Source organism: Arthrobacter sp. cf158 (assembly GCF_900106835.1).
Classification (GTDB): Bacteria; Actinomycetota; Actinomycetes; order Actinomycetales; family Micrococcaceae; genus Arthrobacter.
In genome coordinates this window covers 101,240-125,697 of sequence record NZ_FNNR01000004.1, presented here as the reverse complement: position 1 = coordinate 125,697, position 24,458 = coordinate 101,240, and the positions used below count along the sequence as shown (strand labels likewise).

Here is a 24,458-nt window from a genome sequence, read left to right as displayed (position 1 = left end):
ACACCTACCCATATAGTCGAACCCATGGAACAGCGCATACTTGGCAAGACCGGCCGATCCGTCTCCACCGTGGGGCTGGGCACCTGGCAACTCGGAGCGGACTGGGGTGACGTCACCGAAGAGGACGCCGTTGCCGTGCTGGAAGCCTCGGTCCAGGCGGGCGTGAATTTCTTCGATACCGCCGATGTTTACGGTGATGGACGCAGTGAGGAAATCATCGGCCGCTTCCTCCGCGCCAACCCGGATCTGGACGTCACAGTAGCCACCAAAATGGGGCGCCGCGTGGACCAGATTCCCGAAAATTACGCCCTCCGGAACTTCCGCGCCTGGACAGACCGTTCCCGGCGAAACCTGCAGCAGGACACCCTGGACCTGGTGCAACTGCACTGCCCACCCACTGCCGTTTACAGCAACTCCGAGGTCTACGATGCCTTGGATACCTTGGTCAGCGAAGGGGCCATCCGCAACTATGGCGTCAGCGTCGAGCGCACGGACGAGGCACTGGAAGCCATCAAACGCGGAAACACCGCCTCCGTGCAGATCATCCTCAACGCTTTCCGCCTCAAGCCCCTCGACGAGGTGCTGCCAGCCGCCAAGGAAGCCGGCGTGGGCATCATTGCCCGCGTGCCACTGGCCTCCGGGTTGCTGTCCGGCAAGTACACGGCAGACACAGAATTTCCCGCCGACGACCACCGGAATTACAACCGCGACGGCGCCTCCTTCGATGTCGGCGAAACCTTCTCCGGCGTCGACTTCGCCACCGGCGTCAAGGCCGCCCAGGAGTTCAGCGGATTAGTTCCCGACGGCGTCACCACCGTTCAGGCGGCCCTCGCCTGGGTCATCGCTCAAGACGGCGTCACAGCGGTCATCCCCGGCGCCCGTTCGGCCGAGCAGGCACGGGCCAACGCCGAAGCCGGAGATCTGCAGGTGGTAGGGGCTGGTTTGGCTGATGGAGTTCGGGACATCTACGACCGCTACTTCCGCGAAGCGATTCACCCGCGCTGGTAGCCTGCGGGCCGCCGTCGGGCGTTCTGTTTGTTGCGGGCGTTACCAGCCGCTGCGGGTCGGCGTGTGTCCCTTGCGGGCTTCCTCGGGCATGGACATCTCTGCACGCAGGCCGAGGAGCCTGATGGGGCGGTCCGGTTCGATCTTCGCTGTAAGATCCAAAGCCTGCGCCAGGACTTCCTCGCGGTCGAATGACTCGGGGATCTTCCTTGCGTAGGTTTTGGTGAAGAACGGCTTGTAACGGACCTTGAGCGTCAGCCCAATCACCGGCCGGCCCTCGGCCGCCACGTCCTCGAGGACGCGGGCGGTCAACTCCTTGATGGCGTCGCTGATCTGGGCGGGTTCTGTCAGGTCCTGCTGAAAGGTTGTTTCGCGGCCATGTGCCCGGGCCACCCACGGAGTGTCATCCACCTCGCTGGAACCTTCCCCGCGTCCCAACTGTGCGTACCAAGGCCCCATCTTGGGCCCAAACTCCGGCACCAGTTCCTGCGGGTCGATTGCTGCAAGCTCTGCCACCGTGGTGATGTGGTGCTTCGCCAAACGTTGCGACACTTTTGGTCCCACGCCCCACAATTCCTTGGTGGGCTTGTCACCCATAACCTCCAGCCAGTTCGCTTTGGTCAGCCGAAAGGTGCCTGCAGGTTTGCCGAAATCCGTCGCGTTCTTGGCGCGGACCAGCGTGTCGCCGATGCCTACGCTGCAATGCAACTGGGTCTGCTCCAGGACAGCAGCTTGGATCTGCCGGGCGTAGGCTTCCGGGTCCTCAGTCTCCACACCCACAAAAGCTTCATCCCAGCCGAGGACCTGCACCGTGGCCCCGGGCTGCGCGCGAAGGGTGGCCATCACGACGTCCGAGGCCGCAAGGTAGGCCTCCTGATCGACGGGCAGGATGATGGCGTCGGGCACTTTCCGGGCAGCGATCCTCAAGGGCATGCCCGAACCAACCCCGAAAGCCCTTGCCTCATAGGAGGCGGTGGACACCACGGCACGCTCGGTGGGATCTCCCCTGCCACCCACAATGATCGGCTTACCTGCAAGCTCAGGCCGCCGAAGTACCTCGACAGCGGCAATGAACTGGTCCAGATCAACGTGCAGCACCCACGGGATTCCGCTCACGGCACCAGTTTGCCTTACGGCGTTGGACTTGGCTGTACCTTCCCCACTTTCTTTGATCCGGGCTGCCGCCAAAAACAACCAGTTCCGGGTGCATTCCGGTTTCTCGCCGCCAAAGAGGGTGGTGGAGGAACGCGTCCTGAGCATCCGTCTGACCGACATAAGCTGAGGTGTGCAGTTTTCACTTTGGCTGGCCCTGGTTGGTGCCGGCACCCTGATCAGTTTCACTCCCGGCGCCGGCGCCATCTTCACCATGAGCAACTCGCTCAATTCCGGATTCCGGCGCTCTATCTGGGGCATCCTCGGCCAACAGGTGGCCCTGGTCATCCATATCGTGATCGTTGCCCTCGGCGTGGGCGTACTGGTGTCCAACTCGCCGGTGATCTTCAACGTGATCCGCTATGCGGGTGCCGCGTATTTGGTCTACCTGGGCATCCGGCAGTTCCTGCACAAGCCGGACTTGGACAAAGAAGAGGTTGCGGACAAAAAGAACGAGTCCGCCCTGTCCATGTTCCAACGCGGTATCTGGGTGAACCTGCTGAACCCCAAGGCAATCGTCTTCTTCCTCGCGTTCATGCCCCAGTTCATCAGGCCGGACCAGCCGCTGCTCCAGCAATATGCGGTACTGACGGCCACCGTGCTGTTCATCGATATCATGGTGATGTGGTTCTTCTTCGCCTTGGCTGCACGGTCTTTCCAACGGTTTACCCACGACCAGCGCGGCCAAACCATCCTGAACCGCATCTTTGGCTGCCTGTTCGTCCTCGTGGGCATCCTGCTCGCAGTCATTCACTAGCCCCAGCAGCGCAGCAGCAAGACGCGGCTGCTACCGTCGAGTCATGCAAGCGGATTGGATAGAGCACCGACGCGCGGACGACGGTGAGCACGTGGGTTGGATGCAGCCCGTAGATGACGGATTCGTCGCCATTGACATGCTCGGACGCCCACGCACCGATGTTGTGGACTGGTTGAGCGCCGAAGAGACTCTGGATGAACTCGGCCTGAGGTACCTCGCCGACCCCCACGAATTACTGCTCGACGACGGCGCGTGGCTGCGGGTGCGGATCGCGGAAGTAACGCCAACGGTGGTGCGGGTGAAGAAGGAAGACTGGGGCGACATGACCGCGCCCCAGATCTACTTCACGGTGCCGAACCCAGTCTCGGAAGCGCAGCTCCGCCCACTATCCCGCTAAATCAGCGTTGCTACGCCGTAGATCCCCGCACCACCAGTGAGCTTTCCAGCGTCACATGTGGTTCCTCCAGCGGCAGGCCTTCCATGAGTCCCCGCAACTGCTCCCCCGCCTTGCGTCCCAGCGGGGTGGCGGGAAGGTGCACCGATGTGAGGCTGGGATTGCTCGTGGCCGAGTAGGGCAGGTCGTCGAAGCCGGCCACGGCAAGCTCTTCAGGGATCCGAACACCTTCAACGCGCGCTTCCTGCAGCACGCCGTAAGCGTGTGTATCGGTGCCGCAGACGACGGCGGTCACGCCCTCGCGCTGCCAGCCCGGCCAGGCGTCGGCGAACGCGGCGGCGGCAGCACCGACGTCGATGGATGTGCTGATGATGTGCCCGTCGGCGACAGAGAGTCCGCAGCGGGAGGCCTCCTCCAGGAAGGCTTCCCGGCGCAGCTGGAATGTGGCGGTCCCGGTTACGCCGTCCACATATGCGGCATGCTTGTGCCCGGAAGCTGCAAGGTGTCGGGCCAGCTCGCGGGCACCCTGGGCGACATCCAGATTCACGGAGGGCGCATAGGACTCGAGGCCTGGCGCGTCCAGCAGGACCAGGGGTCCGGCCGCTGAGAGATCTTCCAGGAACTCCGCACTGGGGGCACCGACCAGCAGGCCTGCGGGCCGGAGGGCCAGAAGTTTGCGGACGTCGTCCGCCTGCGGTGACTCACCGGCGTCGGTCACCGAGAGCAACAGCTGATACTCAGCACCCAAGGACTCCCGCACTCCTGCGATCACGTTGGCGAAGAACGGGTTGGAAACATCCGGCGTCACCAGAATGACGATGGAGCTGACCCCGCGGGCCAGCGAACTGCCGATGCTGTCCACCACATAGCCCAGCTCGGAAATGGCTGTGCGGACCCGGGAGATGTTGTCCTCGGAGACACGCCCTTGCGTTTTGCCGTTGGCCACCAAGGACACCGTCGCTGTGGAAACGCCGGCACGTGCGGCCACCATCGCGGCGGTCACGCGTGGAGAGCGGGGCGCGCGGGCATGGCGCCGATCCAGGGATTCCATGCATCGATCGTAGCGTTGTTGCACCGTGCTGACCTGCGGGAAGGCATCAAGCGCTTGACGTATTCATCGGATGAGCAACGTTAAGCGTTTGACGTAACCTGCAAAGCAGTGCCAGAATTCCCCTGAATGCTTAGCGCCCTGCCCCGGGCAAGTACCTGGCAGGCCCCAATGACGTGGAGAGAAACGTGGAACCCAACACCATGACACCGGCACGCAAGAAGATCATTCTTGACTGCGACCCTGGCCATGACGACGCAGTGGCATTGCTGCTTGCTCACGGCAACCCGGACATCGAGCTGCTCGCAGTGACCACCGTGGTGGGCAACCAGACCCTGGAAAAAGTCACCCGTAATGCCCTCTCCGTCGCCACCATTGCGGGCATCACGGGCGTCCCCTTCGCGGCAGGCTGCGATCGCCCTTTGGTCCGCACCATCGAAACGGCCCCCAGCATCCACGGTGATTCCGGCATGGACGGCCCGGAGCAGCCCGAGTCCGCCATCGAGCTGGACCCGCGCCACGCCGTCGACCTCATCATTGACACCGTCATGGCTCATGAGCCGGGCACGGTCACTCTGGTCCCCACTGCCGGCCTCACCAACATCGCCATGGCTGCCCGCAAAGAGCCCCGCATTGTGGAGCGCGTCAAGGAAGTTGTCCTCATGGGTGGTGGTTACCACGTGGGCAACTGGAGTGCCGTGGCGGAGTTCAACATCATCATCGACCCCGAAGCTGCGCACATCGTCTTCAACGAAAAGTGGCCCGTGGTGATGGTGGGACTGGACCTCACGCACCAGGCACTGGCCACTGATGAAGTCGTCCGGAAAATAGCCGAAATCGGCACCAAGCCGGCCAAGTTCGTCCTGGAGCTGATGGAGTTCTTCAAGAAGACCTACAAGGACGCCCAGGGCTTCGACTTCCCGCCGGTCCACGATCCTTGCGCGGTCGCCTACGTCATCGACCCCACTGTCATGACCACCCGCAAAGTCCCCGTGGACATTGAGCTGCAGGGCAAACTCACCCTCGGCATGACCGTGGCTGACTTCCGCGCGCCCGCGCCGGACGACTGCCACACCTCCGTGGCTGTGGATTTGGACCACAAGAAGTTCTGGGATCTTGTCACCGATGCGATCGTCAGGATCGGCGAACCAACGCACGACGACGGCGCTGCCGCCACCGCTGTTGCTGAGGCCGAAGTCAGTGCCACAGCAGAAGCCATCCTGGCAGGAGAGGCCAAGTAATGTCAGCCCCCGCAGAAACCAAGTCCTCCCGCGGCAACGTCACCGCACTCATGGTGGCCCTGCTGGCAGCCTGCGTGGCCTTCCAGCTCAACGCCTCCATGCTCAGCCCGGCCCTGGTCACCATGGGCAACGAACTCAACACGGATCAAGCCACCATCGGCCTGTCCCAAACCTGGTTCTTCACGGCGGCGGCCCTGTTCTCCCTCTTCCTGCCCCGCCTGAGCGACATCATCGGCCGCAAGAAGATCCTCGTCGGCATGATGCTCCTCATGGCTGTCGGCTCCGTCATCGCAGCCATGGCCCCTGATGTCACGTGGCTGTTTGTAGGCCGCATCATCCAGGGCGTCAGCGGCCCCACGGTGCCGCTCTGCCTGATCATGCTCCGCTCCGCGGTCAGCAACCCGCGTAAGTACGGCACCCTCATGGGCCTCATCACGGCCGTCAACGGTGGCGTTGCCGGCGTCGACTCCTTTGTTGGCGGTTACTTCGCTGAGAACTTCGGCTTCCGCAGCATCTTCTGGCTCATGGTGGCACTGGCCCTCGTAGCAACTGTGCTGATCGCTGTCCTGGCCGGCGAGAGCAAACCTGCCGCCGGCACCACCATGGACTGGTTGGGCGTGTTCTTCATCGTGATCGCCGTGGGCGCCCTGCTGACGGCCCTGAACGAGGGCTCCAAGCTGGCCACTGCCTTCGACGCCGGTACGTTGACCCTCGCGATAGCACTCACGGTGGTTGCCGCCGTCGCGTTCTTTGCGTTCTGGACTGTAGAGAAGCGCGCAAAGCAGCCCATGGTGGAAACCGTGCACCTGCGTCAGCGCTCCACCTGGGCACCGCTGCTGACCACCACCCTCACCATGACCGGCATCTTCGCGGTTATCAACGGCATCGTCCCGGCCTACGTTCAGGCCGCCGATCCGGGCTTCGGCGTTGGCCCCACGGAAATGTCCCTCATCATCCTCACCCCGTATGCCCTTCTCGGCTGGCTTTTCGGCCCCATCAGCGGCCGCCTTGCACCGGTGCTCGGCTACACGAAAGTCCTGCGCATCGGTCTGGTGGGCAGCCTCGTGGCCTTGGCCATCATTGCGTTCTTCGGCCTCAGCAACCTGCCCATGATGATTGTGGGAACGGCCTTGCTGGGCATCATGTACGCCGGTACCGTCAACATCATGCTGAACGGACTCGGCGTGGTTCTCTCGCCGCAGGGAAACCCGGGCTTCCTCCCGGGCATGAACGCGGGCGCCTTCAACCTTGGCGCGGGGCTGAGCTTCCTGGTTCTGCCTGCCGTGCTGGTGGCCACCGCTTCGCTGAATGACGCCAAGGCCTCCTACCTGACCGTAGTAGTGGTGGGCCTGGCCATCACGTTCGCGGCGTTCGCGGCCTCGCTCCTGATTCCGAAGCCGGTCGACGCCGAGGTGACCGACAACGAAAAGGTGACCGCATGACCAGCGCACCCAAGGCGGGAATCGTCGTCGTCGGCTCCCTGAACGCAGACCTCACCATCTACTGCGACCGCCTCCCCCAACCCGGCGAGACGGTCCACGGCAACGGGTTCGCCGTGAATCCAGGCGGCAAGAGCGCCAATCAGGCGGTGGCCGCGAGCAAGCTTGGCGGTCAAGTCAGCCTGATCGGCGCCGTGGGCGATGACCCCAACGGCACCATGCTCCTGGACTCGACGGCCAGTGCGGGTGTGAACGTTTCCCGCGTCCGACGCTCCGATGCAGCCACCGGCGTCGCAGTCATTTCGGTGGACGCCAGTGGTGAGAACAGCATCATCATCTCGGCCGGCGCCAACGGCACGCTCAGGCCTGCGGACGTTACGCCCGACGCCTTCCAGGATGCGGCCGTGGTCTGCCTCTGCCTGGAGGTGGAGACCGATACCGTGATTGCCGCCGCCCAAGCAGGGCACGACGCCGGTGCGACCGTTCTGCTGAACCTCTCGCCTTACGCTGAGGTGCCGGAGCTTTTGGCTGGCCTGAGCGATGTGTTGCTGGTGAACGCGCACGAGGCCTCGCTGTTCCTGGGCTCGGAAGCAGACGTGCCAGATGCCGACGCAGAGGCCGAGGCATGGGAACCTGTCCGGAGCCAGTTCGCGGACCGGGGTTTGCAGCGTGTATTGGTGACCCTCGGCGCGCAAGGTTCTGTGGTGCTCGATTCCTTGGCACGCGGCGCCGAGGATCAGATCACGCGCATTGCCCCAACCCGGGTTTCAGCCGTTGACACCACGGGAGCCGGCGATGCTTTCACTGGTGCTGTGGCTGCGCGGCTTGCCGCCGGCGAATCCCTTGCCGACGCCGCCGCGTTTGCCTCGGTAGCCGCCGCATTGGCTGCCACAAAGAAGGGCACGCAGGCCGCGTACCCAACCATCGCAGACGTCGAGAAGCTGCGGGACGCTTAGTCCCAGCGCTGCACCCAACGGGGTCGCAGATCAGGCCGTTCTGAGCGTTGAGAACGGCCTGATCTGCGGCCTGCCTGGGTTAAGCGGACTTGCGGGCTGCGCGTTGGGCGGCGCGCTCCACGGCCTTGCGGCTCAGGGCGCCGTGGCCGGCGAACAGACGGGGAACAACGAAGTACACAGCTGTGGGAACCACGAACGCCGTCAGGACAAGCGCGCGAAGGACGGGGTGCCACGGCTCCATGATCGGGCCAAGAAGCATCATGCCGAGGGACACGAGCGGGAAGATGGCGAGCCAGGTGATCAGGGCCCTCATATGAACGGAGGGCGCCTTGGGACGGGCAGGCGCCGCAGTGGTGGGCTCGGCGGTGATTTCAGATGTGGCTTGGGTAGTCATGGCATTCTCCAACCAGATAGTTGCAATTGGCTTGGATTCACCATAACCGCGGCCGCAAACAATTACAACTACTTAGTTGGAAACTGCTAATATGACCCTATGGCGTGGGACACAGAGCGAACCAAGGGACTGCTGCTTGAGGCGGCCACCTCCGAGTTTTGCGCGCGTGGACTGGCCGGCGCCCGCATTGATCGCATTGCCGCTGAGGCAGGAGTCAACAAGGAGCGGATCTACCAATATTTCGGCAATAAGAACGCGCTCTTTGACGCCGTGATCGTTGCAGCACTCAGCACCCTCATGGACGAGGTTCCCATTGAGGGCAACGGTCCCGAAGCCATGGCGGACTACGCCGGCAGGCTCTTCGACCATCACCAAACGGACGCCACAGCACCACGCCTCCTGTTCTGGGAAGGGCTGGAACGGGGCACCGATGTTGTGGGCCTGCCCAAGCGGATGGCCAACTGCGCATCGAAGGTCAACAGCACCATCGCAGCCCTGCCCGGCATCTCCAGGGAAGACGCCGGAGACCTGCTCATCACCATCGTGAGCCTCTGCGACGCTGCTCCCGTACTGCCCGCCCTCGACGGACTCATGGCAGGCGGCGGTCCGGATCGCGCCGAAAGGCGACGCGCCGCCGTCGTACGTACCGTTTACCTGGCCGCCGCGGCACTGGCCGCCGAAGCCAAAGCCCCGGCGGCCACCGCATAACTTCCTACTGGGCGCCGGCCTGGTCGAACTCCGAGCGCGCGGCCAGGGATTTCTGCGCCTGGATCTGCTTGGCCAGCATGAGCTGCGCTTCATCACGGATCAAGGTGGGATCGCTCGACGGCGGCACCAGACCTTCCGCTGCGATCTGGGCACGCGCATCGTCATCCACGGCAAAGCCCCATTTGAGGAAGAAGTCACTCAGATCGGCTTTCGCGGCTTTGCTCGCCCAGACCACAAAGTTACGCAGCCTGTAGACCTCATCCCAGTAGTCACCCTTCGGCGGGCGCTGCTCCCGGATGATCTTGTGCAATGTTGGCCAGAAATTCTTGAAGCCCAGGCGGAGCTGCTCGAACATCACCAGTCGCTCCATGCCGTCGAACGTAGTCCCGTACACCACCCCGTCGCTGCCAATCATGGGCACGGCTGATTCCCACGGCGTCAGGCCGGTGGTTCCATCCGGAACGTGGAGCCGGGGTTGTTGGCCGTACTTCTTCGCGAAGCTGGCGTTTACGGCAAGGGAGTAGACGTTCACCGTGACCTCAGTGAGCGAGGTGGGCTTGTAGGTCACCTGTTGATGCTGGTGCCCTAGCTCGTGATAGATACCCCAGCCCCGCATCCGGAGCCCCTCCACCGTCAAGAGCCGATCCTGGATGGGAGGCGGGAACGAGGTATGGCCGTGTGTGGCGTAAGCCCCAACGTTGGCGATCGCCGACGGATACCCCACCAGGTGATACGGATGGGCCTGACGTGCATGAAGGGGGCTGGAACCGTCGTAGCCACTGGTCACATCCTCGATGGAGATCAGATCCTCGAAGGTGGACATCAGCTCAGAGTGGCTCTCGGATCGATACCGCAGCGCCGATGCACGCTCCACGGTGACGGTGGCATGTGCACTGACCAGCTCCACGAACGGAGTTGGACGCTCATCGAGTTGCCGCTGGAATTCCAGTTCACTGGTGCGGCCGTAGACGAAGTAGGGCATCGGCTGCGCGGCGGCATCCAGTGTTGCGCTGGCATAGCCGCCGACTCCGGGCACTTTGTAGTAGATCACGCCACCTCCGGCGTCGGTGATGACGTTCTTCCCCTTCTTCAGGGGATACTCCCGGGGCTTCTTGAACTCCGGGCGGCCATCTGCGTCAGGGGCGCCAACCACGAGCACGGCCTCCGGTGCCGTCAACGCCTTCACCGTCACCGTCAGGGGCGTGCCAGCGGGCAGGTAGAAGCCGGTGGATTGGAGGTTGGTGGTGCACAGCGAGATCTGGAGCCTGTCTTCCTCGGCGCCGTGGGAATCCGGCATCGCAGTGACGATTTGGCTGCGCGATTGGCTGGGCCGGGTGTCCGCCATGGCGGGTGCCGCAGCCCACGGCACCATCATCCCGCCGGCAACAACCGCCATGGCCCCCAAGGCGCCGCGCCTGCTGATGGCATTCGCCCCGAGGGGAGCTGGCCCGGAGTTTCTGGTTTTACGGGAATCAGGGACATGACTATGGCTTTCACTCATGGAACATCCTTATTGTCCGGGCCAGCCACTATGACCGGCCTCACGGGTTAAAATGAAAGCGCTTACTATCGTATTAAGCAATAGTTAGCTGCTTTAAAAGCAAAATTTCCAGGCACCAGAAACCAAATAGAAAGCGTTTACTACGCACACTCCACACTATGTGACAGATTCGACACCGAAAATGACTTTCCTGTCGAGCCCTCCCCTAGCCAAGGAGGGGTGCCATCAACCATGCTTGCTTCATGTACTCAACGACGAGCCCATACCGCATCATTACGGTCTGCACGGGAAACATCTGCCGCTCCCCTATGGCAGCGCTCATGCTCACCGAAGCCTTCGACGCGGAAGGGCTCGGCCACCTCGTAGTGGTGGACTCCGCGGGCACCACGGGGTACGAGGTGGGGCACCCCATAGACCCCCGCGCCGCCCGCGTCCTGACGGCCCAGCACATTGCGTCGGAAAACCACATCGCACGCAAATGGCGGCGCGAATGGTTCGCCGAACGGGACCTGATCCTGGCCTTGGACGTAGATCATTTCGGCTGGCTGCAGGAAGGCGCGCCGGACCCCGCTTCGCTGGAAAAGGTGCGGATGCTGCGCAGCTTCGATCCGCACATGACCGGACGGAGCTCCCTGGACCTGGGCATTGAAGATCCTTGGTACGGCGGCCACACTGACTTCGACAACACGTGGGCCCTCATCAAGGCAGCCATCCCGGGCATCGTGACGCACGCCAAGGCAGCGATCACCGCGGCTGAGAACGCCCAAGCCCACGAGCCCCAGCAGGTAACCTCTATGTCATGACCCCTGCACCCGTGATCATCGCTGTTGACGGCAGGTCCGGCGCAGGCAAGACCACCCTGGCTGTTGAACTGGCGGCCCGGTTGCGGCAGCACCACAAGGTTTCGCTGTTCCATCTGGAAGACATCTACCCTGGCTGGAACGGCCTCATGCCGGGGATTGAGCGCTACGTCGCTACCGTCCTGGCTCCGCTCAGCACCGGCCAGGCCGCCGAGTGGATCAGTTGGGATTGGGAGAAGCACTACGACGGCGGCCTGAACGTCACGTTGCCGGCCGAAATCGTCATTGTTGAAGGTGTAGGCGCTGCGGCGGACGCCGCCCGTCACATGCTGGACGCCGTGGTGTGGGTCGAATCCCCCGGTGACGATCGCCGTCGTCGTGCTCTCACTCGTGACGGGAGCACCTACGAACCGTACTGGGACAGCTGGGCTGCCCAAGAGGACCAGTGGCTTGAGGCGGATTCGGTGATCAGCGCCGCAGACGTCCGTGTGCAGAACCGTGCAGACGGCAGCGCCCCGGACCACGTCCTGCAGGCCCTCATGTATCTGCCCTCGCTCGCGGCGATCCTGTCACCGGAGCTCAGCGCGCGGCGTGGCCTCCAATTGCGTGCCGAGCGCCTGGACGCGGCGCCGGACGCTGCCCACCTTTTTGACGCCCTGTACGGCCGCTCCTCGAACGCTGTGTGGCTCGATTCCTCCAACGCCTCGGCCGTGGCCGGCAGATCCCAAGCTGCCGCCCGCAGCCGCTTCAGCATCCTGGCGGACGACGGCGGCACGTACGGGCAGTCCGCCTTCCACCGGTCCGGGGCTACTCACGTAACGGCCGGATCCGCCACCGTGAGCACGTCCGGACCGTTTTTCCGCTGGCTTGACTCCGTCTGGGGCCGGCGGGCGGTCCGCGCGCCCGGAGGCTACGATTGCCAGTTCACGCTCGGCTGGCTCGGATACCTGGGGTACGAACTCAAACGGGAGACCGGCGGCAATGACGTCCGCTCCGACACCCCGGACGCGGCACTGCTCTTCGCCGGCCGGGCCGTGGTGCTGGACCACCGCGAACACACCGTTTGGATACTCGCCCTGGACGCGCCCGACGCCGATGAATGGTTCCGGGAGGCCCGCACCACCGTCGAAAGTGTTGCAATCGCCCCGTCTGGTGCTGTGCTGCCGGGGACCGTACTGTCTGGCGCCGTTCCGACGGCGTCCGTCCCCGACTTTGTCAGCCGCGACTCCGCGACGGACTACAAACGGAAAATCGCGGACTCACAACAGGAAATCACGGAAGGCAACTCGTACGAGGTCTGCCTGACAACCACGCTTGAGGCGGCCGCGGGGGACTTCGATCCCTGGGCCGCGTACCTGAACCTGCGACGCCGGAACCCGGCACCGTTCGCCAGTTACCTTCGCTTTGGCGAACTGGTGGTCACCAGCACATCGCCGGAACGCTTCCTTCGGATCCTGTCCGACGGCGGCATGCGGGCCGAGCCGATCAAGGGCACCCGGGGCCGGTCTGCTGATGCCTCCGAGGACGCTGCTTTGCGGCATGATTTGGAGACTTCGCTGAAAGACCGGGCCGAGAACATCATGATTGTTGACCTGCTGCGCAACGATCTCAGCCACTTCGCCATTCCGGGGTCCGTGACGGTCAGCCGGCTGTGTGCGATCGAAAGCTACGCCACCGTCCACCAAATGGTGAGCACCGTGGACGCGCACCTTCGTCCGGGTGCTCCGCGGGCCGAAGCCGTGGCGGTCGCTTTTCCGGCCGGATCCATGACTGGCGCGCCCAAGATCAGCACCATGGACATCCTCGATCAGCTTGAGTCAGGACCTCGCGGCATCTATTCAGGCGCCATTGGCTACTTCTCGTTGAACGCTGCCACGGACCTCGCCGTCGTCATCCGAACATTGGTGGTAAACCCCGACGGTCCAGGCGGCCGGACGCTGAGCCTTGGCGTGGGCGGAGCCATCACCGCCGATTCCGTGGCGGATGATGAGTACGAGGAAATCCGGACCAAGGCCTTCGGTGTGCTGTCCGCGCTGGGTGCTGACTTCCCTGCTTGAGTTTTTGTACAGCCAACGCCGTCAAGAGCGTCTCTAGAGGGCGTTAGCCGTCCACGAACTACTGGAGCGTGGCCGTCAATCTGGCCACGTTGTCCACATACTTGGCCAGCGGGGGCCTGTCCATCCAGTCTTCCAACATAAGCTCACGGGACACCTCGCGATATGTGGACTCCACAGCACGCATGAGGTCCACGGTTTCGGAGCCCAAAAGCATCACCGAAACCTCCATGTTCAGGGAGAAGGAGCGCATGTCCATGTTGCTGGAACCAAGAACGGCCACTTCGTCATCGATGGTGAAGTGCTTCGCGTGGAGAACGTACGGCGCCCGGTACAGGTAGATGCGCACACCGGCACCCAGCAAGGCTTCGTAGTAGGAGCGCTGGGCATGGTGGACCAGGAATTGATCGCCGTTCTCGGAGACGAAGAGTTCCACGTCCACGCCTCGCTGTGCCGCGGTAGTAATGGCATAGAGCAGGGAATCATCCGGAACGAAGTACGGGCTGCAAATGGAGATCCGGTGCTGCGCCGAGTAGATCAGGGTGTTGAAGAGGCGCAGGTTGTTTTCTGTGGAGAACCCTGGGCCGCTGGGCACCACTTGGGCTGTCACGCGGCCCGGGGCGGGCTTGGTTGGCAGCCGCAACTGGTCCTCAAGGGATTCGTCAGTTTCGCTCAACCAATCCGTCGCGAACACGACGTTGAGCGTTGCTACGATCGGCCCTTCAAGCCGGGACATGAGCTCCACCCACTTGCGGCCAATTTTGTGGTGCTTGGGGTTGTTGTACGAAGGCTCGATCAGGTTCTGCGAGCCAGTGAAGGCAACCTCGCCATCGATCACCATGATCTTGCGGTGGTTCCTGAGGTCCGGGCGACGCCATTGGCCATGGATGGGGAGCAGCGGGAGCATCCGCTTCCACTGGATCTTTCCTGCCTTGAGGCGGCGGATCAGGCGGCGGTAACCCTTAACCCGCAGCGTTCCAATGTGGTCGAAGAGCAGCCTGACCGTGACGCCACGTTCGGCAGCCCTCTCCAGTTCGGTCAGCAGTTCGTCAGTCACGGAGTCGCTGCTCATGATGTAGAACTCGGCGTTGACGTAGCTCTTGGCACCCTTAACCGCCTGGGCCATGGCCTTGATGGACTCTTCGTAGCCCGGAATCAGCTCCACCTTGTTGCCATCGACCATGGGCAATGATCCCAGCCGATGGTTCAACTCGCCCGCCGACTTCACCCATTCAGGCCCGGAGTAGACACTCACAGGATCGGAGAGATCGGAGGTGACAGCGCGGACGCGCCGGTTGACTTCCTCCTGCTGCTCGCGCCTGCGCCTGGACAACTTGAAATTGCCAAAGAGCAGGAACAAGACGAACCCCACCGATGGGATGAGGAACACAGCCAACAGCCAGGCCATCGCGGTGGTTGGACGGCGGTTGCCGGGAATGATGCCCAGCAGGACGATGCGCATAATGACTTCCGCAATGGCCCACGCACCCAGCAACCAGGTCCATTCCTGGCCAAACGGAAAAGGAAAGAGCACCCGACAACCCCCACAATTCAAGAACAACAGTGACCACAGCCTATCCGGCAAAGTCGCCTCCACCGGGTCCGCACTAAGCTGGGAGCATGACTTCACCTGCCCCCACGGTCCTTGTTTTCCTGGACCCCGCCTTCGAAAACGGCCGCATTGCAGACTCCAGCCAGCCACAACTCATGGCTACGGACTTGGGCGCCACTCGCGGCGATGGCGTTTTTGAGTCACTTCTGGCCGTCCAAGGACGCCCCCGTAAAGTCCAGGCCCACCTGAACCGGCTTGTCAGTTCCGCGGCGGCCTTGGACTTGGCCCTTCCGGAGCAGGATGCCTGGCGCAAAGCGATCGACACCGCCATCAACGAATTCCGCGACGTCCACCCCGCTCCCACCCCGGAGGAGGACGAGGTAGTCGTCAAGCTGATCGTCACCCGCGGCGTCGAAGGTGCCGCCAGCCCCACATGCTGGGTCCAGGCTTCGCCGTCCCCCGCGGGCAGTCGCCGGCAGCGGGAGACGGGCATCGACGTCGTCCTCTTGGACCGCGGCTTCGACACCGAAGCCGGCGAGCGCGCGCCGTGGCTGCTGCTGGGCGCCAAGACGCTCTCCTACGCCGTCAACATGGCCGCGTTGCGCTACGCGCACAAGCAGGGTGCCGATGACGCGATCTTCACGTCCACTGACGGCCGCGTCCTGGAAGGGCCCACCTCCACTGTGCTGTTGGCACACCTTGAAACAGTCGACGACGGCGAAGGTTCCGTCAGGACTGTTCGCCGCCTCATCACGCCGCAACATGACAGCGGCATTCTCCCCGGCACCTCGCAGGGCGCGCTGTTCGCCGCCGCCAAGGCTGCCGGCTGGGAGCTTGGCTACGGACCCCTTGTCCCGCAGGACCTGTTCGAAGCTGACGCCGTGTGGCTCATTTCGAGCATCCGCCTGATTGCACCCGTAAACCACATCAACGGCAAGGAAATCGGCACTCCTGCCGTGCGGAAACAACTGACCGCCGAATTGAACGAGTTGTTCGCGGGAATCGAGTAAATCACCCGGCTTCGGAGGCATCCGCCGACGGAGCTCCGCTTGGAACCTAGCAGGTGGCAAGTAGAGTAATCGCTCGCGTGACTCATTGATTAGGAACTCTTGGCCTCAACCGAGAGCTGTTTGTGCGTTCAATCGCATTTCTTATCCTCCTTGAAATGGTCATTCGTCATGTGATGAATCTAGTTCTCGTGTTAGTTGGATCACGTCCGGCTGGTACTACTTCAGACTTTGCTGGCTAACTTCCCGGAGGGAATATGGGACTCAGCTCCCCCACAGAAGCCGAAGCATCGGCAACCGAGGCGCACCCCAAGACTGGCGCCTCAACAACAGGTCTTCGCCGGTCCATGGAGGCCCGGCACCTGGTGATGATTGCCATGGGCGGCGTTATTGGCTCAGGCCTTTTTGTTAGTTCCGGCTACACCATTGCCACGGCCGGGCCGTTGGGTGCGGTGTTGGCCTTCCTCATCGGCGCCGTCGTGGTCTACTTGGTGATGGCCTGCCTCGGGGAGCTCGCTGTTGCGTTCCCCGTCTCCGGCGCCTTCCACATCTATGCAGCCCGGACCATCGGCCCGGCCACCGGATTCGCAACGGCGTGGTTGTACTGGCTGTGCTGGGCGGTGGCGCTGGGTTCTGAATTCACGGCAGCCGGCCTGCTCATGCAGCGCTGGTTCCCGGGCGTCGACGTCTGGATCTGGTGTTTCGTCTTCGCTACCGTCTTGTTCACGCTGAACGCCATTTCATCGCGCGTCTTTGGTGAATCGGAGTTCTGGTTCGCGCTCATCAAGGTCGCCGCCGTCGTCGGCCTCATCATCCTGGGTGGCGCCGCGCTGGCTGGCTTCCACCCCCTCGCCGCAGGGGGCTACCCCTCTTTCGGCGAGAACTTCGCAACACCCAACGGGCTGTTCCCCAATGGGTTCACCGGCGTCTTCGTCACCTGCCTGGCCGTGTTCTACGCGTTCTCCGGATCCGAGCTGATCGGTGTTGCCGCTGGCGAGACCGCCAATCCCGGCGCCAACATCCCCAAGGCCATGCGCACTACGGTCATCCGGCTCATGATCTTCTTCGTTGGTGCCATTACCGTCATCGCGGCCACCATTCCCTATGAGAAAGTCAGTGTGGACGAGAGCCCCTTCGTCACGGTCTTTTCCATGCTCGGCATTCCATTTGCCGCGGACATCATGAACTTTGTGATCATCACGGCGTTGCTCTCCGCCGGTAACTGCGGGCTATTCTCTTGTGCCCGCATGCTCTTCTCGCTGGCTGACGAAGGCCACGCACCCAAGGCCTTCCGCAAGCTCACCAAGCGCGGGATCCCGATGGTGGCGCTGTGCGTCAGCATGCTGGGCGGCCTGGCTTCGCTCATCAGCAGTGTTGTGGCTCCGGCCACCGTCTACCTGGTATTGGTCTCAGTGGCGGGCTTCGCCACTGTGGGAGTGTGGATGTCCATCGTGGCCTCGCACTTCATCTACCGGCGGACGTTCATCAGGAATGGTGGCGACCTGTCAACCCTCCCCTACAAGGCTCCGCTTTTCCCGCTGGTTCCGATCCTCGCCTTCGCGCTCTGTGTGGTGTCTCTGATCGGCATAGCTTTCGACCCCAATCAGGTGGCCGCGCTCCTGTTCGGGGTTCCGTTCGTGGGGGCCTGCTACGCATTCTTCTACTTCAAGTACGGACGACGCCGCTCGCTCAAGAAGGCTGTTGACGCTTAGCACCGCGGCTTCCTGACCTCTTTTGGCGATGGATCAGCCCTTGGCCAACCAATTGCGGTTGGCCAAGGGCTGATCTGCTGTGGAAGGGCGTTGGGAAGCTTCGGGCAGGCGCCTAGTTCCTGGCCGCGCGGACCGGGTGCTCGCTCAGGATGGACAGCCGGTTGAAGGCGTTGATCCCGATCGCCGCCATGCACAGGACGCTGATCTGCCCGTCGCTGTAGTGCTGCCGGGCCTGCTCAAAGAGCTCCGGACTTGGCCTTGACGTACTCATGCGGGTGATCTGCTCGGCCATCTCCATGGCCACCACTTCAGCGGGCTCAAAGAGTTGTACTTCCTTGTAAACGGCCACCAAGGACAGACGCTGCTCGGTCTCGCCATATTTCAGGGCCCGGCGGTGGTGGAGATCCAGGCAGAAAGCGCAGCCGTTAATCTGCGAGGACAGGTAGTTGATGAGTTCCAAGGTGCGGCGCGGGATGCCCAGCCGGTCAGCTTCATCTACGAGTTGCTGGGAATAGTGGCTCAGCGTGGCGTACAGATCCGGCTGCTGCTTATCCAGATAGCCGGCCAGACGTGGTTTTGTTTCCTGTTCGGGCATGGTTGGAGCCTAGCGCACCCCGCGCGCATGCCTTGGGTGAGGGAGCGTCCGCCCAAAACACGCGAAAGGTGAGAGAGCGTCCGCCCAAAACACGCAAAAGGTGAGAGAGCGTCCGCCCAAAACACGCAAAAGGTGAGAGAGCGTCCGCCCAAAACACGCAAAAGGTGAGAGAGGGTCCTACTCGGGGGTGTCGGCGGCGAGGCGGATGCCGTTCTCTGCCAACCACACCGGGTTGAAGGCCTTGCTGAGGTAGTTCGTGCCGGCGTCGGGAGCTATGGCAACCACCACCGAACCGTGAGGTGCGGCGCGGGCCACCCGCAGGGCAGCTGCCACCGCAAGCCCCGACGATGGGCCCAGCGCGAGCCCTTCCTCGTCGAGGAGCCGGTGGACGGTGGTGTAAACCTCGTCGTTGGGGATGCGCAGGAAACGGTCCACGATGGTGCGGTCAAAGATCTTGGGCCACTCGGCCTGGGGCCAGGAGTTGCCCACGCCGTCCACCAGGATCTCGCCGGGGTGTCCTCCGCTGTAGGCCGAACCGTAGGGGTCCGCGCCCACCACTTCCACGTGGCCGCCCGGCCGCGAGGCAGCCGCCCGTTCCTTCAAGAAACGGCCGTTGCCACTGATGGTCCCACCCGTTCCGATGCCCGCAACGAAGTGGGTTAACAAGCCACCGGTCTGTTCCCAGATCTCGGGCCCGGTGGTCTGGTAGTGCGCTGCGGGATTGGCCGGGTTGTCGAACTGCATCGGCCGCCAAGCGCCCGGAGTTTCGGCAGTGATGCGTGCGGCCACGGCCCGGGCATTCTCCGGCGACTCCGACGGCGCATTCCAATCCGTCAGGATCACCCGGGCACCATAATTGTGGAGCGCCGCGAGCTTCTCCTGGGAAATGGTGTCCCCGGTGACCACCACAACCGGATGCCCGGTCAGGTGCCCGATCAGCGCGAGCCCAATCCCTGTGTTTCCGGAGGTGCTCTCCACGATGGTGGCGCCCGGCTGAAGTTCGCCGGACTTCTCCGCAGCCCGGACCATACTCAGTGCGGTACGGTCCTTGATGGAACCCCCGGGGTTCTCGGACTCAAGTTTGATGTGGATTGAGCTGCCCAGGCCCCGGCCCAGTGACTCCAGCTTCACCAGCGGGGTGTTCCCCACTTTATCCAGGACCGAGGCGTCCAGACCGTCCGGCACCGGACCTGCCGCGTGCAGCCCGTGCTTGCGGATCGCCGTACTCATCTTGATGCCCCCGTCTCCACTGCTTCCTCAGCCACAGCACTCCTCAGCACAGCCCGCGCCCGTTCCACCAGATCCGGTGCCGACGGCCGCTCTGCCAACACATCAGCCAAACGCCCCGCGACGTCGCCCGTCCCCTTCCCGAGCGGCTGCGCGGCCCCCGCTTCGAGCAGCAAGTACGACGCCGTCAGGGCTTCAATCGCCAGGAGTTTCTCCAAGGCCTCCACCGATTTCTCCAACTGCTGCAAGGCAAGCGGCGCCAGCGTTGAATGGTCCTCGACGTCGGCCGAGAGGGTTGGTGCGCCAAGGGTCGCAGGAGCTGCAAGGAACTTGAGTTCGGCCAGGAGCCCAGCGGCGGCGTACCAGAGCAGCCCGGGCAATTCTTCCTGTGCCAAGCCAGAGTCCGACGATCCGGCCGCTTGCAAGTGTTTGGCCCGGATAGCCCGTTGCGGCGGATACAACTTGGCAGTGCGCCGTTCACTGGAGATGCCCACGTGCGCCACAGCCAATCGCAGGCCTTCAAACGCCAAGGCCAGTTGCATCGGCTGGAAGTTCCCGCCTGAGACCATCAGCCCTGACTCCACATCGGCCAAAGGGTTGTCACCACGGCCGTTCAGCTCCACCTCCAAGGCCACGCCAAGCTGGGCAACGAGTGCACGGAAAGCCCCGTGCGTCTGGGGCGCGGCGCGGAATGACAAAGCATCCTGCACCGATACCTCCGGCCGGACATCTTCCAACCACCCACCACTCAACAGGCGACGAACGGCAGCGGCCGAGTCCCGCTGGCCGTCCACCGCCTTGGCCGCTTGAATGGCTGGCGAGAACGGGCTGAGGTTGCCGCCGCCGTCGTACCTTGCGATGGTCTCCAGCGAGAGGGACAGCGCGACGTCGGCCAGTTCAGCCAGGTGCTGCAGCCGCACCAAAGCGAGAGTTCCTGCCCCCACCGAGTAGGCGTTGGCGCTGACCAGGGCCAGTGCTTCGCCAGGTGCAAGGACCAGCGGCTGGAGGCCGGCCTCAGCGAGCGCTTCGGCGCCCGGAACCAGGTGTCCGGCGGAGTCGAACGCTTCGCCTTCACCGATGGCAACAGCAGCGACGGCGGCAAGCTGGGTCAGGTCGGATGACCCCACCGAGCCTTCGCGCGGGATGGCGGGAAAGACGCCACGGTTGAACAGTTCGGCATAGAAGCGGGCTGTCTCCGGGCGTACCCCGGAGCCACCGCGACTGAAGCCGATGAGCCTGGCCAGGATCACGGATCGGGCAGTGGCACGGTCCAGATGCGAACCGACTCCGCTGTTGTGATACCTGACCACCTGGACTTGATACGTCAGGAGGGACTTTTCCTCCACAGCGGTGTCCCTGCCAGAGCCAAGCAAGGTGTTCAGCCCGTAGACCCGCTGGCCCAAGGCGGCAGCTTTCTCCACCACCTCCCGAGAGCGCGATAGTAAAGACAACGCATCTTGGTTGAGTTTCACGTGAAACGAGGGGTCAGAGGCGGCCCTCGCCACGTCCACGGCACGCACAGGTGCCACACCAATCGTCAACGGCTCGGCAACAGACATCAGAAGTCCAGAAGATTCTGTCGGAACCCACCGTTCCCGTAACTCTTCCTCAACAGGCCGCGTCGCCGAAGTTCGGGGGTGAGCTTGTCCAGCACACCGTGCACGGTGACCGGATCCACAAAGCCGGAGAACAGGAAGCCATCGCCTCCCACCTCAGCCCCGGTGGACTCCAGGTAATCGGCAATTTCACCCACCGTGCCAATGATCGAGTCCCCGGCGCCGCCGCTGCGGGCCTGCAGAATCTGGCGCAGGGTGGAGCCGGGAGGCGCCGCCTTGGCGAAGTGCTCCAAGGTGCCCTGGTTGCTGTTGGTGCTCAGCTCGGGAAGTGGGGCATCGAGGTCGAACTGCTTGAAGTCGATCACGGAAAGGTAGGAGATGGAGTTGAGCTGGCTATCGATGTCGCGCTGGGTAAGCTCCCTGCGTTGTGCCCGCAATTCCTCGGCCTCTGCCGCAGACCCAACCACGGTGGGCTTGAGCACAAAAAGTACCTTGACGTCGTCGGGGTCCCTGCCGGCCTTGGCAGCCTCGGCACGGATCGAATCGCGGTAGGACTTCATACCGTCAACGCCGCGGGCCAAGGCAATCGCCACATCCGCATGTCCGCCAGCGAACGCCTTCCCCCGGGGCGACGCACCGGCCTGGACCAGGACCGGTTCCTCCGGCAGCGGTGCCGTATTCAGTGGACCCCGAACCTTGAAGAAGTGGCCCTGGTGATTGATCGGATGCACTTTGTTGTGGTCCGCGAACACCCCGGCGTCCGCGTCCTCAAGCACCGCGCCAGGCTCCCAGCTCCGCCACAGCCGCCTGACGACGTCGACGAATTCCTCCGCTTTCTCATACCGCAGGTCGTGTTCGATCTGCTGGTCCAACCCGTAGTTCTGCGCGGCCAAATCGCTGCCGGACGTCACCACGTTCCATCCCAACTGCCCCTCCGAGAAGTGCTGCAGGGTAGCCAAGAGGCGGGCGGCCGTGAACGGCGGATAGAACGATGCACTGACCGTGGGCACAATCCCGAGGTGCTCCGTGGCGGAAAGGAGGTACGGGACCAAGGCCAACGGATCATGCTTCGGAGCGAAGGACGCATGCGCCAGCGAAACCTCAGCCGTGCCGCCATACGTGTCCGGAACGGTCAGCGAATCCTCGATGATGAACAGGTCCAGACCGGATTGCTCAAACGCGCGCACGGCCTCCTGGTACAGGGCAGGTTTCTTCCAGTCATAGCCCAGGCTGTAACCCGGAGTTCCCCAACCCTGGACTCCGAATCCGTGGCCCACAAACCATCCAAAATGAAGCATGGGCTTGAGTGTAGAACTGCTCTGTCCGTTCACTGCGACCTGATTTCATGCGAAGTTACAGGGGGACGTACTGCGTCAATTATGCTCCCGGGACGTCTTATTTGGAGGGGCTCAGCGGTGCCCCGGGTTCCGCAAACAGCAACGGTCGGCAATGATCGCTGTATGAGTGCGCCTACCGCCCGCCGATCCACCATGGACCGGCTTTCCGGCGTCTTGGCACTGAAGGGTTACAAGCGTGAATGGCTACGGCACGACGTCGTGGCCGGCTCTGCATTGTTCGCACTGCTGGTCCCCGCAGGTATGGCTTATGCGCAAGCCGCCGGACTGCCACCGGTCACCGGGCTCTACGCGACCGTGGTGCCCTTGCTGGTTTACGCCGTCATCGGGCCATCCCGCGTTCTGGTCCTGGGGCCCGATTCCGCTCTTGCTCCGCTGATCGCGGCCGCGATCGTGCCTCTTGCGGCCGGCAGCAGTGAGAGAACAGTGGCCCTTGCCGGGCTCTTGGCCATCCTGGTGGGCGTCCTCATGCTGGCGGGCTCCGCGCTTCGTTTAGGGACCATTACGGGGCTGCTGTCCAAGCCCATTCGCCTCGGGTACCTCAACGCGATCGCACTGCTGGTGGCGTTCTCACAGTTGCCGGCTTTCCTGGGGATTGAGGCAGACGGCGACGCCTGGCAGAAGCTCGCGAAGGTCACGTCCGGAGTTCTGAATGGCGCGGTCAGCCTTCCGGCCGTACTGCTGGGGATCGGCTCGCTGGCCCTCATCCGGGTCCCCCGACTCCTGAAATGGAAGGTTCCCGGCGTTTTGCTGGCGGTGGTTGGCTCGTGCATCGTGACGGCGGTCTGGGGCCTCGGCGACGCCGTTAAGGTCACCGGTGTCCTTCCACAGGGCCTGCCAATGCCAGCTCTCGGCGGAATCTTCTGGACCGATGCACTGCTCCTGCTGCCGGCCGCCGCGGGCATAGCACTCATGGCCTTCGCTGACACCGGCGTCTTGTCCCAATCGCTGGCCGCCAAGGAGGGCAGACGGGTCTCCGGCAACCGCGAGATGGCGGCACTCGGCGCGGCGAACGCGGCAACCGGCTTGTTGGGCGGCTTCCCCATGTCCGGAAGCGCTTCCCGAACCCCTGTAGCTGTTGATGCCGGCGCCAAATCCCAAATGACCGGTGTGGTGGGTTCGGTGCTGGTGCTGGCGTTCATGCTGCTGGCTCCCGGAGTGACCCGGTATCTACCGTCGGCGACCCTTGCCGCCGTCGTGATTGCCGCAGCCGTCGCCCTCGCGGAACCGGCAGGGGTGCGCAGGCTCCTGCGCATGAGCCGCAGCGAATCGGTGGTGATGCTGGCCGCGTTCCTTGGGGTCCTGACGGTGGGCGTCCTGCAGGGCATTCTGGTGGCCATCGCTTTGGCGCTTCTGGACTTCGTCCGCCGGGCATGGGACCCTTACCGGGCCGAGCTGGGCTCCGAAGAGGGGCTGCCCGGCTATCATGACCGAGCCCGTCACCCTAAAGCCATCCGCATTCCCGGGCTCCTGATCCTCCGTTTCGATGCCCCGTTGTTCTTTGGGAACGGGCACGTCCTGGGAGCCTTCGTCCGTGAGCTCCTGGACGAAAGTCCGGAGGGGATCTCCCACGTGGTCCTCGCCGCCGAACCCATCACGGGCATTGACACCACAGCTTTGGACGACTTGGTGACGCTCGACGAGTGGCTGTCCAGTAAGGGGGTGGGCTTGGTATTCGCCGAGCTCAAGGGACCGGTCAAGGACAAGCTGCTCCGCCTCGGGACGACGGCCAGGTTCACGCCCGACCACTTCTTTCCCACGATCGGTGCTGCCGTGCGTGCGCTCAGGAACGGCTAGCGCCAACAACCGCCGGTTACGCAACATGACGGCCTCGATACCCCCGCCACATGCAGCTCAACGGTCGTGGATGTTACGTTTTTCTTGAGTAATGAGAACCAGCGCAAAGCCCTGACTTGCTGGTCGGCAACCCTCTCTCCGGCGGGGTGCCTCAGGTGACTACTCGGCGTATCGACAACTCGAACTGCAAGCGTGACTGAGGAGCACC

The 24,458-nt window shown here is 63.4% G+C and carries 21 protein-coding genes and 1 riboswitch; of the genes, 12 read left to right on the top strand and 9 right to left on the bottom strand.

The genetic code is table 11. The annotated features are described in order from the left end of the window. Positions 1-24: 24 nt before the first annotated feature. A complete protein-coding gene (locus BLW08_RS09390; RefSeq protein WP_090822883.1) occupies positions 25-1,008 on the top strand; it encodes an aldo/keto reductase in 984 nt (327 codons plus the stop codon). Between the two features lie 39 nt (positions 1,009-1,047). Here BLW08_RS09390 and BLW08_RS09385 read toward each other — a convergent pair whose 3' ends face one another. After that, positions 1,048-2,103, bottom strand: coding sequence for a DNA polymerase IV (locus BLW08_RS09385; RefSeq protein WP_091325066.1), 1,056 nt, complete (start codon positions 2,101-2,103; stop codon positions 1,048-1,050). 187 nt (positions 2,104-2,290) lie between these two features. Between BLW08_RS09385 and BLW08_RS09380 the strand changes: the two genes are divergently transcribed. Both BLW08_RS09380 and BLW08_RS09375 read left to right on the top strand, forming a co-directional pair. After that, positions 2,291-2,914 carry a LysE family transporter gene (locus tag BLW08_RS09380; protein WP_024818313.1) on the top strand — a complete coding sequence of 208 codons (624 nt, stop codon included), beginning with the start codon at positions 2,291-2,293 and terminating at the stop codon, positions 2,912-2,914. 43 nt (positions 2,915-2,957) lie between these two features. Beyond that, complete coding sequence (locus BLW08_RS09375) at positions 2,958-3,311, top strand: hypothetical protein (RefSeq protein ID WP_091324663.1); 354 nt, start codon at positions 2,958-2,960, stop codon at positions 3,309-3,311. A 10-nt stretch (positions 3,312-3,321) separates the two neighbouring features. Here the strand turns inward: BLW08_RS09375 and BLW08_RS09370 are convergent, their stop codons facing one another. Beyond that, positions 3,322-4,359, bottom strand: a complete 1,038-nt coding sequence (locus BLW08_RS09370; protein ID WP_091324662.1) for a LacI family DNA-binding transcriptional regulator — start codon at positions 4,357-4,359, stop codon at positions 3,322-3,324. A 200-nt stretch (positions 4,360-4,559) separates the two neighbouring features. Here BLW08_RS09370 and BLW08_RS09365 point away from each other — a divergent pair, with 200 nt between their 5' ends. From BLW08_RS09365 to BLW08_RS09355, 3 genes are read left to right on the top strand one after another with little or no spacing between them, the layout of a single operon-like run. Further along, a complete protein-coding gene (locus BLW08_RS09365) occupies positions 4,560-5,597 on the top strand; it encodes a uridine-preferring nucleoside hydrolase UriH (protein WP_091325065.1) in 1,038 nt (345 codons plus the stop codon). Then, positions 5,597-7,039, top strand: a complete 1,443-nt coding sequence (locus BLW08_RS09360) for a uridine transporter UriT (RefSeq protein ID WP_090822878.1) — start codon at positions 5,597-5,599, stop codon at positions 7,037-7,039. The genes BLW08_RS09365 and BLW08_RS09360 overlap by 1 nt, the downstream gene beginning before the upstream one ends. After that, positions 7,036-7,992, top strand: a complete 957-nt coding sequence (locus tag BLW08_RS09355) for a ribokinase (protein ID WP_091324660.1) — start codon at positions 7,036-7,038, stop codon at positions 7,990-7,992. The genes BLW08_RS09360 and BLW08_RS09355 overlap by 4 nt, the downstream gene beginning before the upstream one ends. Before the next feature lie 79 nt (positions 7,993-8,071). On the opposite strand, the gene BLW08_RS09350 is transcribed toward BLW08_RS09355, so the two are convergent. Continuing rightward, positions 8,072-8,386 (bottom strand): putative antibiotic biosynthesis monooxygenase, encoded by a 315-nt coding sequence (locus tag BLW08_RS09350; RefSeq protein ID WP_090822874.1) that lies wholly within the window; start codon positions 8,384-8,386, stop codon positions 8,072-8,074. A 99-nt stretch (positions 8,387-8,485) separates the two neighbouring features. On the opposite strand from BLW08_RS09350, the gene BLW08_RS09345 reads away from it, so the two are divergent. Further along, a complete protein-coding gene (locus BLW08_RS09345; protein ID WP_090822872.1) occupies positions 8,486-9,094 on the top strand; it encodes a TetR/AcrR family transcriptional regulator in 609 nt (202 codons plus the stop codon). Between the two features lie 4 nt (positions 9,095-9,098). Here the strand turns inward: BLW08_RS09345 and BLW08_RS09340 are convergent, their stop codons facing one another. Next, positions 9,099-10,595 carry a M60 family metallopeptidase gene (locus tag BLW08_RS09340; RefSeq protein WP_091324658.1) on the bottom strand — a complete coding sequence of 499 codons (1,497 nt, stop codon included), beginning with the start codon at positions 10,593-10,595 and terminating at the stop codon, positions 9,099-9,101. Positions 10,596-10,837: 242 nt separating this feature from the next. Between BLW08_RS09340 and BLW08_RS09335 the strand changes: the two genes are divergently transcribed. After that, complete coding sequence (locus BLW08_RS09335) at positions 10,838-11,398, top strand: low molecular weight protein-tyrosine-phosphatase (protein WP_091324656.1); 561 nt, start codon at positions 10,838-10,840, stop codon at positions 11,396-11,398. Further along, positions 11,395-13,452, top strand: coding sequence for an aminodeoxychorismate synthase component I (pabB, locus tag BLW08_RS09330; protein WP_091324654.1), 2,058 nt, complete (start codon positions 11,395-11,397; stop codon positions 13,450-13,452). Before BLW08_RS09335 ends, pabB begins: the two co-directional genes overlap by 4 nt. Before the next feature lie 58 nt (positions 13,453-13,510). Here the strand turns inward: pabB and cls are convergent, their stop codons facing one another. Continuing rightward, a complete protein-coding gene (cls, locus tag BLW08_RS09325; RefSeq protein ID WP_091324653.1) occupies positions 13,511-14,983 on the bottom strand; it encodes a cardiolipin synthase in 1,473 nt (490 codons plus the stop codon). Positions 14,984-15,069: 86 nt separating this feature from the next. Here cls and BLW08_RS09320 point away from each other — a divergent pair, with 86 nt between their 5' ends. Next, positions 15,070-16,011: an aminodeoxychorismate lyase gene (locus BLW08_RS09320; protein ID WP_091324651.1), complete on the top strand. Its 942-nt coding sequence runs from the start codon at positions 15,070-15,072 to the stop codon at positions 16,009-16,011. Between the two features lie 254 nt (positions 16,012-16,265). Beyond that, positions 16,266-17,720 (top strand): amino acid permease, encoded by a 1,455-nt coding sequence (locus BLW08_RS09315; RefSeq protein ID WP_091324649.1) that lies wholly within the window; start codon positions 16,266-16,268, stop codon positions 17,718-17,720. Positions 17,721-17,832: 112 nt separating this feature from the next. Here BLW08_RS09315 and BLW08_RS09310 read toward each other — a convergent pair whose 3' ends face one another. From BLW08_RS09310 to BLW08_RS09295, 4 genes are all read right to left on the bottom strand, one after another. Further along, positions 17,833-18,315 carry a carboxymuconolactone decarboxylase family protein gene (locus tag BLW08_RS09310; protein WP_091324648.1) on the bottom strand — a complete coding sequence of 161 codons (483 nt, stop codon included), beginning with the start codon at positions 18,313-18,315 and terminating at the stop codon, positions 17,833-17,835. Positions 18,316-18,492: 177 nt separating this feature from the next. Next, positions 18,493-19,545: a PLP-dependent cysteine synthase family protein gene (locus BLW08_RS09305; RefSeq protein WP_091324646.1), complete on the bottom strand. Its 1,053-nt coding sequence runs from the start codon at positions 19,543-19,545 to the stop codon at positions 18,493-18,495. Next, positions 19,542-21,101, bottom strand: a complete 1,560-nt coding sequence (locus tag BLW08_RS09300; protein WP_091324644.1) for an aromatic amino acid ammonia-lyase — start codon at positions 21,099-21,101, stop codon at positions 19,542-19,544. Before BLW08_RS09300 ends, BLW08_RS09305 begins: the two co-directional genes overlap by 4 nt. After that, a complete protein-coding gene (locus tag BLW08_RS09295; RefSeq protein WP_091324642.1) occupies positions 21,101-22,429 on the bottom strand; it encodes an NtaA/DmoA family FMN-dependent monooxygenase in 1,329 nt (442 codons plus the stop codon). Before BLW08_RS09295 ends, BLW08_RS09300 begins: the two co-directional genes overlap by 1 nt. A 129-nt stretch (positions 22,430-22,558) precedes the next feature. Between BLW08_RS09295 and BLW08_RS09290 the strand changes: the two genes are divergently transcribed. Continuing rightward, entirely contained in the window at positions 22,559-24,250 is a 1,692-nt protein-coding gene (locus BLW08_RS09290; RefSeq protein WP_091324641.1) for a SulP family inorganic anion transporter, read from the top strand. 87 nt (positions 24,251-24,337) lie between these two features. Next, a riboswitch (SAM riboswitch) is annotated at positions 24,338-24,449 on the top strand. The last annotated feature ends 9 nt before the right edge of the window (positions 24,450-24,458 follow it).

What these genes read in the sequence shown, in the direction of transcription:
- BLW08_RS09390 (WP_090822883.1), top strand. Translation starts at nt 25, where the DNA reads ATGGAACAGCGCATACTTGGCAAGACCGGCCGATCCGTCTCCACCGTG.
- BLW08_RS09375 (WP_091324663.1), top strand. Translation starts at nt 2,958, where the DNA reads ATGCAAGCGGATTGGATAGAGCACCGACGCGCGGACGACGGTGAGCAC.
- BLW08_RS09370 (WP_091324662.1), bottom strand. Translation starts at nt 4,359, where the DNA reads ATGGAATCCCTGGATCGGCGCCATGCCCGCGCGCCCCGCTCTCCACGC.
- BLW08_RS09365 (WP_091325065.1), top strand. Translation starts at nt 4,560, where the DNA reads ATGACACCGGCACGCAAGAAGATCATTCTTGACTGCGACCCTGGCCAT.
- BLW08_RS09360 (WP_090822878.1), top strand. Translation starts at nt 5,597, where the DNA reads ATGTCAGCCCCCGCAGAAACCAAGTCCTCCCGCGGCAACGTCACCGCA.
- BLW08_RS09355 (WP_091324660.1), top strand. Translation starts at nt 7,036, where the DNA reads ATGACCAGCGCACCCAAGGCGGGAATCGTCGTCGTCGGCTCCCTGAAC.
- BLW08_RS09350 (WP_090822874.1), bottom strand. Translation starts at nt 8,386, where the DNA reads ATGACTACCCAAGCCACATCTGAAATCACCGCCGAGCCCACCACTGCG.
- BLW08_RS09345 (WP_090822872.1), top strand. Translation starts at nt 8,486, where the DNA reads ATGGCGTGGGACACAGAGCGAACCAAGGGACTGCTGCTTGAGGCGGCC.
- BLW08_RS09340 (WP_091324658.1), bottom strand. Translation starts at nt 10,595, where the DNA reads ATGAGTGAAAGCCATAGTCATGTCCCTGATTCCCGTAAAACCAGAAAC.
- BLW08_RS09335 (WP_091324656.1), top strand. Translation starts at nt 10,838, where the DNA reads ATGTACTCAACGACGAGCCCATACCGCATCATTACGGTCTGCACGGGA.
- pabB (WP_091324654.1), top strand. Translation starts at nt 11,395, where the DNA reads ATGACCCCTGCACCCGTGATCATCGCTGTTGACGGCAGGTCCGGCGCA.
- BLW08_RS09320 (WP_091324651.1), top strand. Translation starts at nt 15,070, where the DNA reads ATGACTTCACCTGCCCCCACGGTCCTTGTTTTCCTGGACCCCGCCTTC.
- BLW08_RS09315 (WP_091324649.1), top strand. Translation starts at nt 16,266, where the DNA reads ATGGGACTCAGCTCCCCCACAGAAGCCGAAGCATCGGCAACCGAGGCG.
- BLW08_RS09310 (WP_091324648.1), bottom strand. Translation starts at nt 18,315, where the DNA reads ATGCCCGAACAGGAAACAAAACCACGTCTGGCCGGCTATCTGGATAAG.
- BLW08_RS09305 (WP_091324646.1), bottom strand. Translation starts at nt 19,545, where the DNA reads ATGAGTACGGCGATCCGCAAGCACGGGCTGCACGCGGCAGGTCCGGTG.
- BLW08_RS09300 (WP_091324644.1), bottom strand. Translation starts at nt 21,101, where the DNA reads ATGTCTGTTGCCGAGCCGTTGACGATTGGTGTGGCACCTGTGCGTGCC.
- BLW08_RS09290 (WP_091324641.1), top strand. Translation starts at nt 22,559, where the DNA reads ATGAGTGCGCCTACCGCCCGCCGATCCACCATGGACCGGCTTTCCGGC.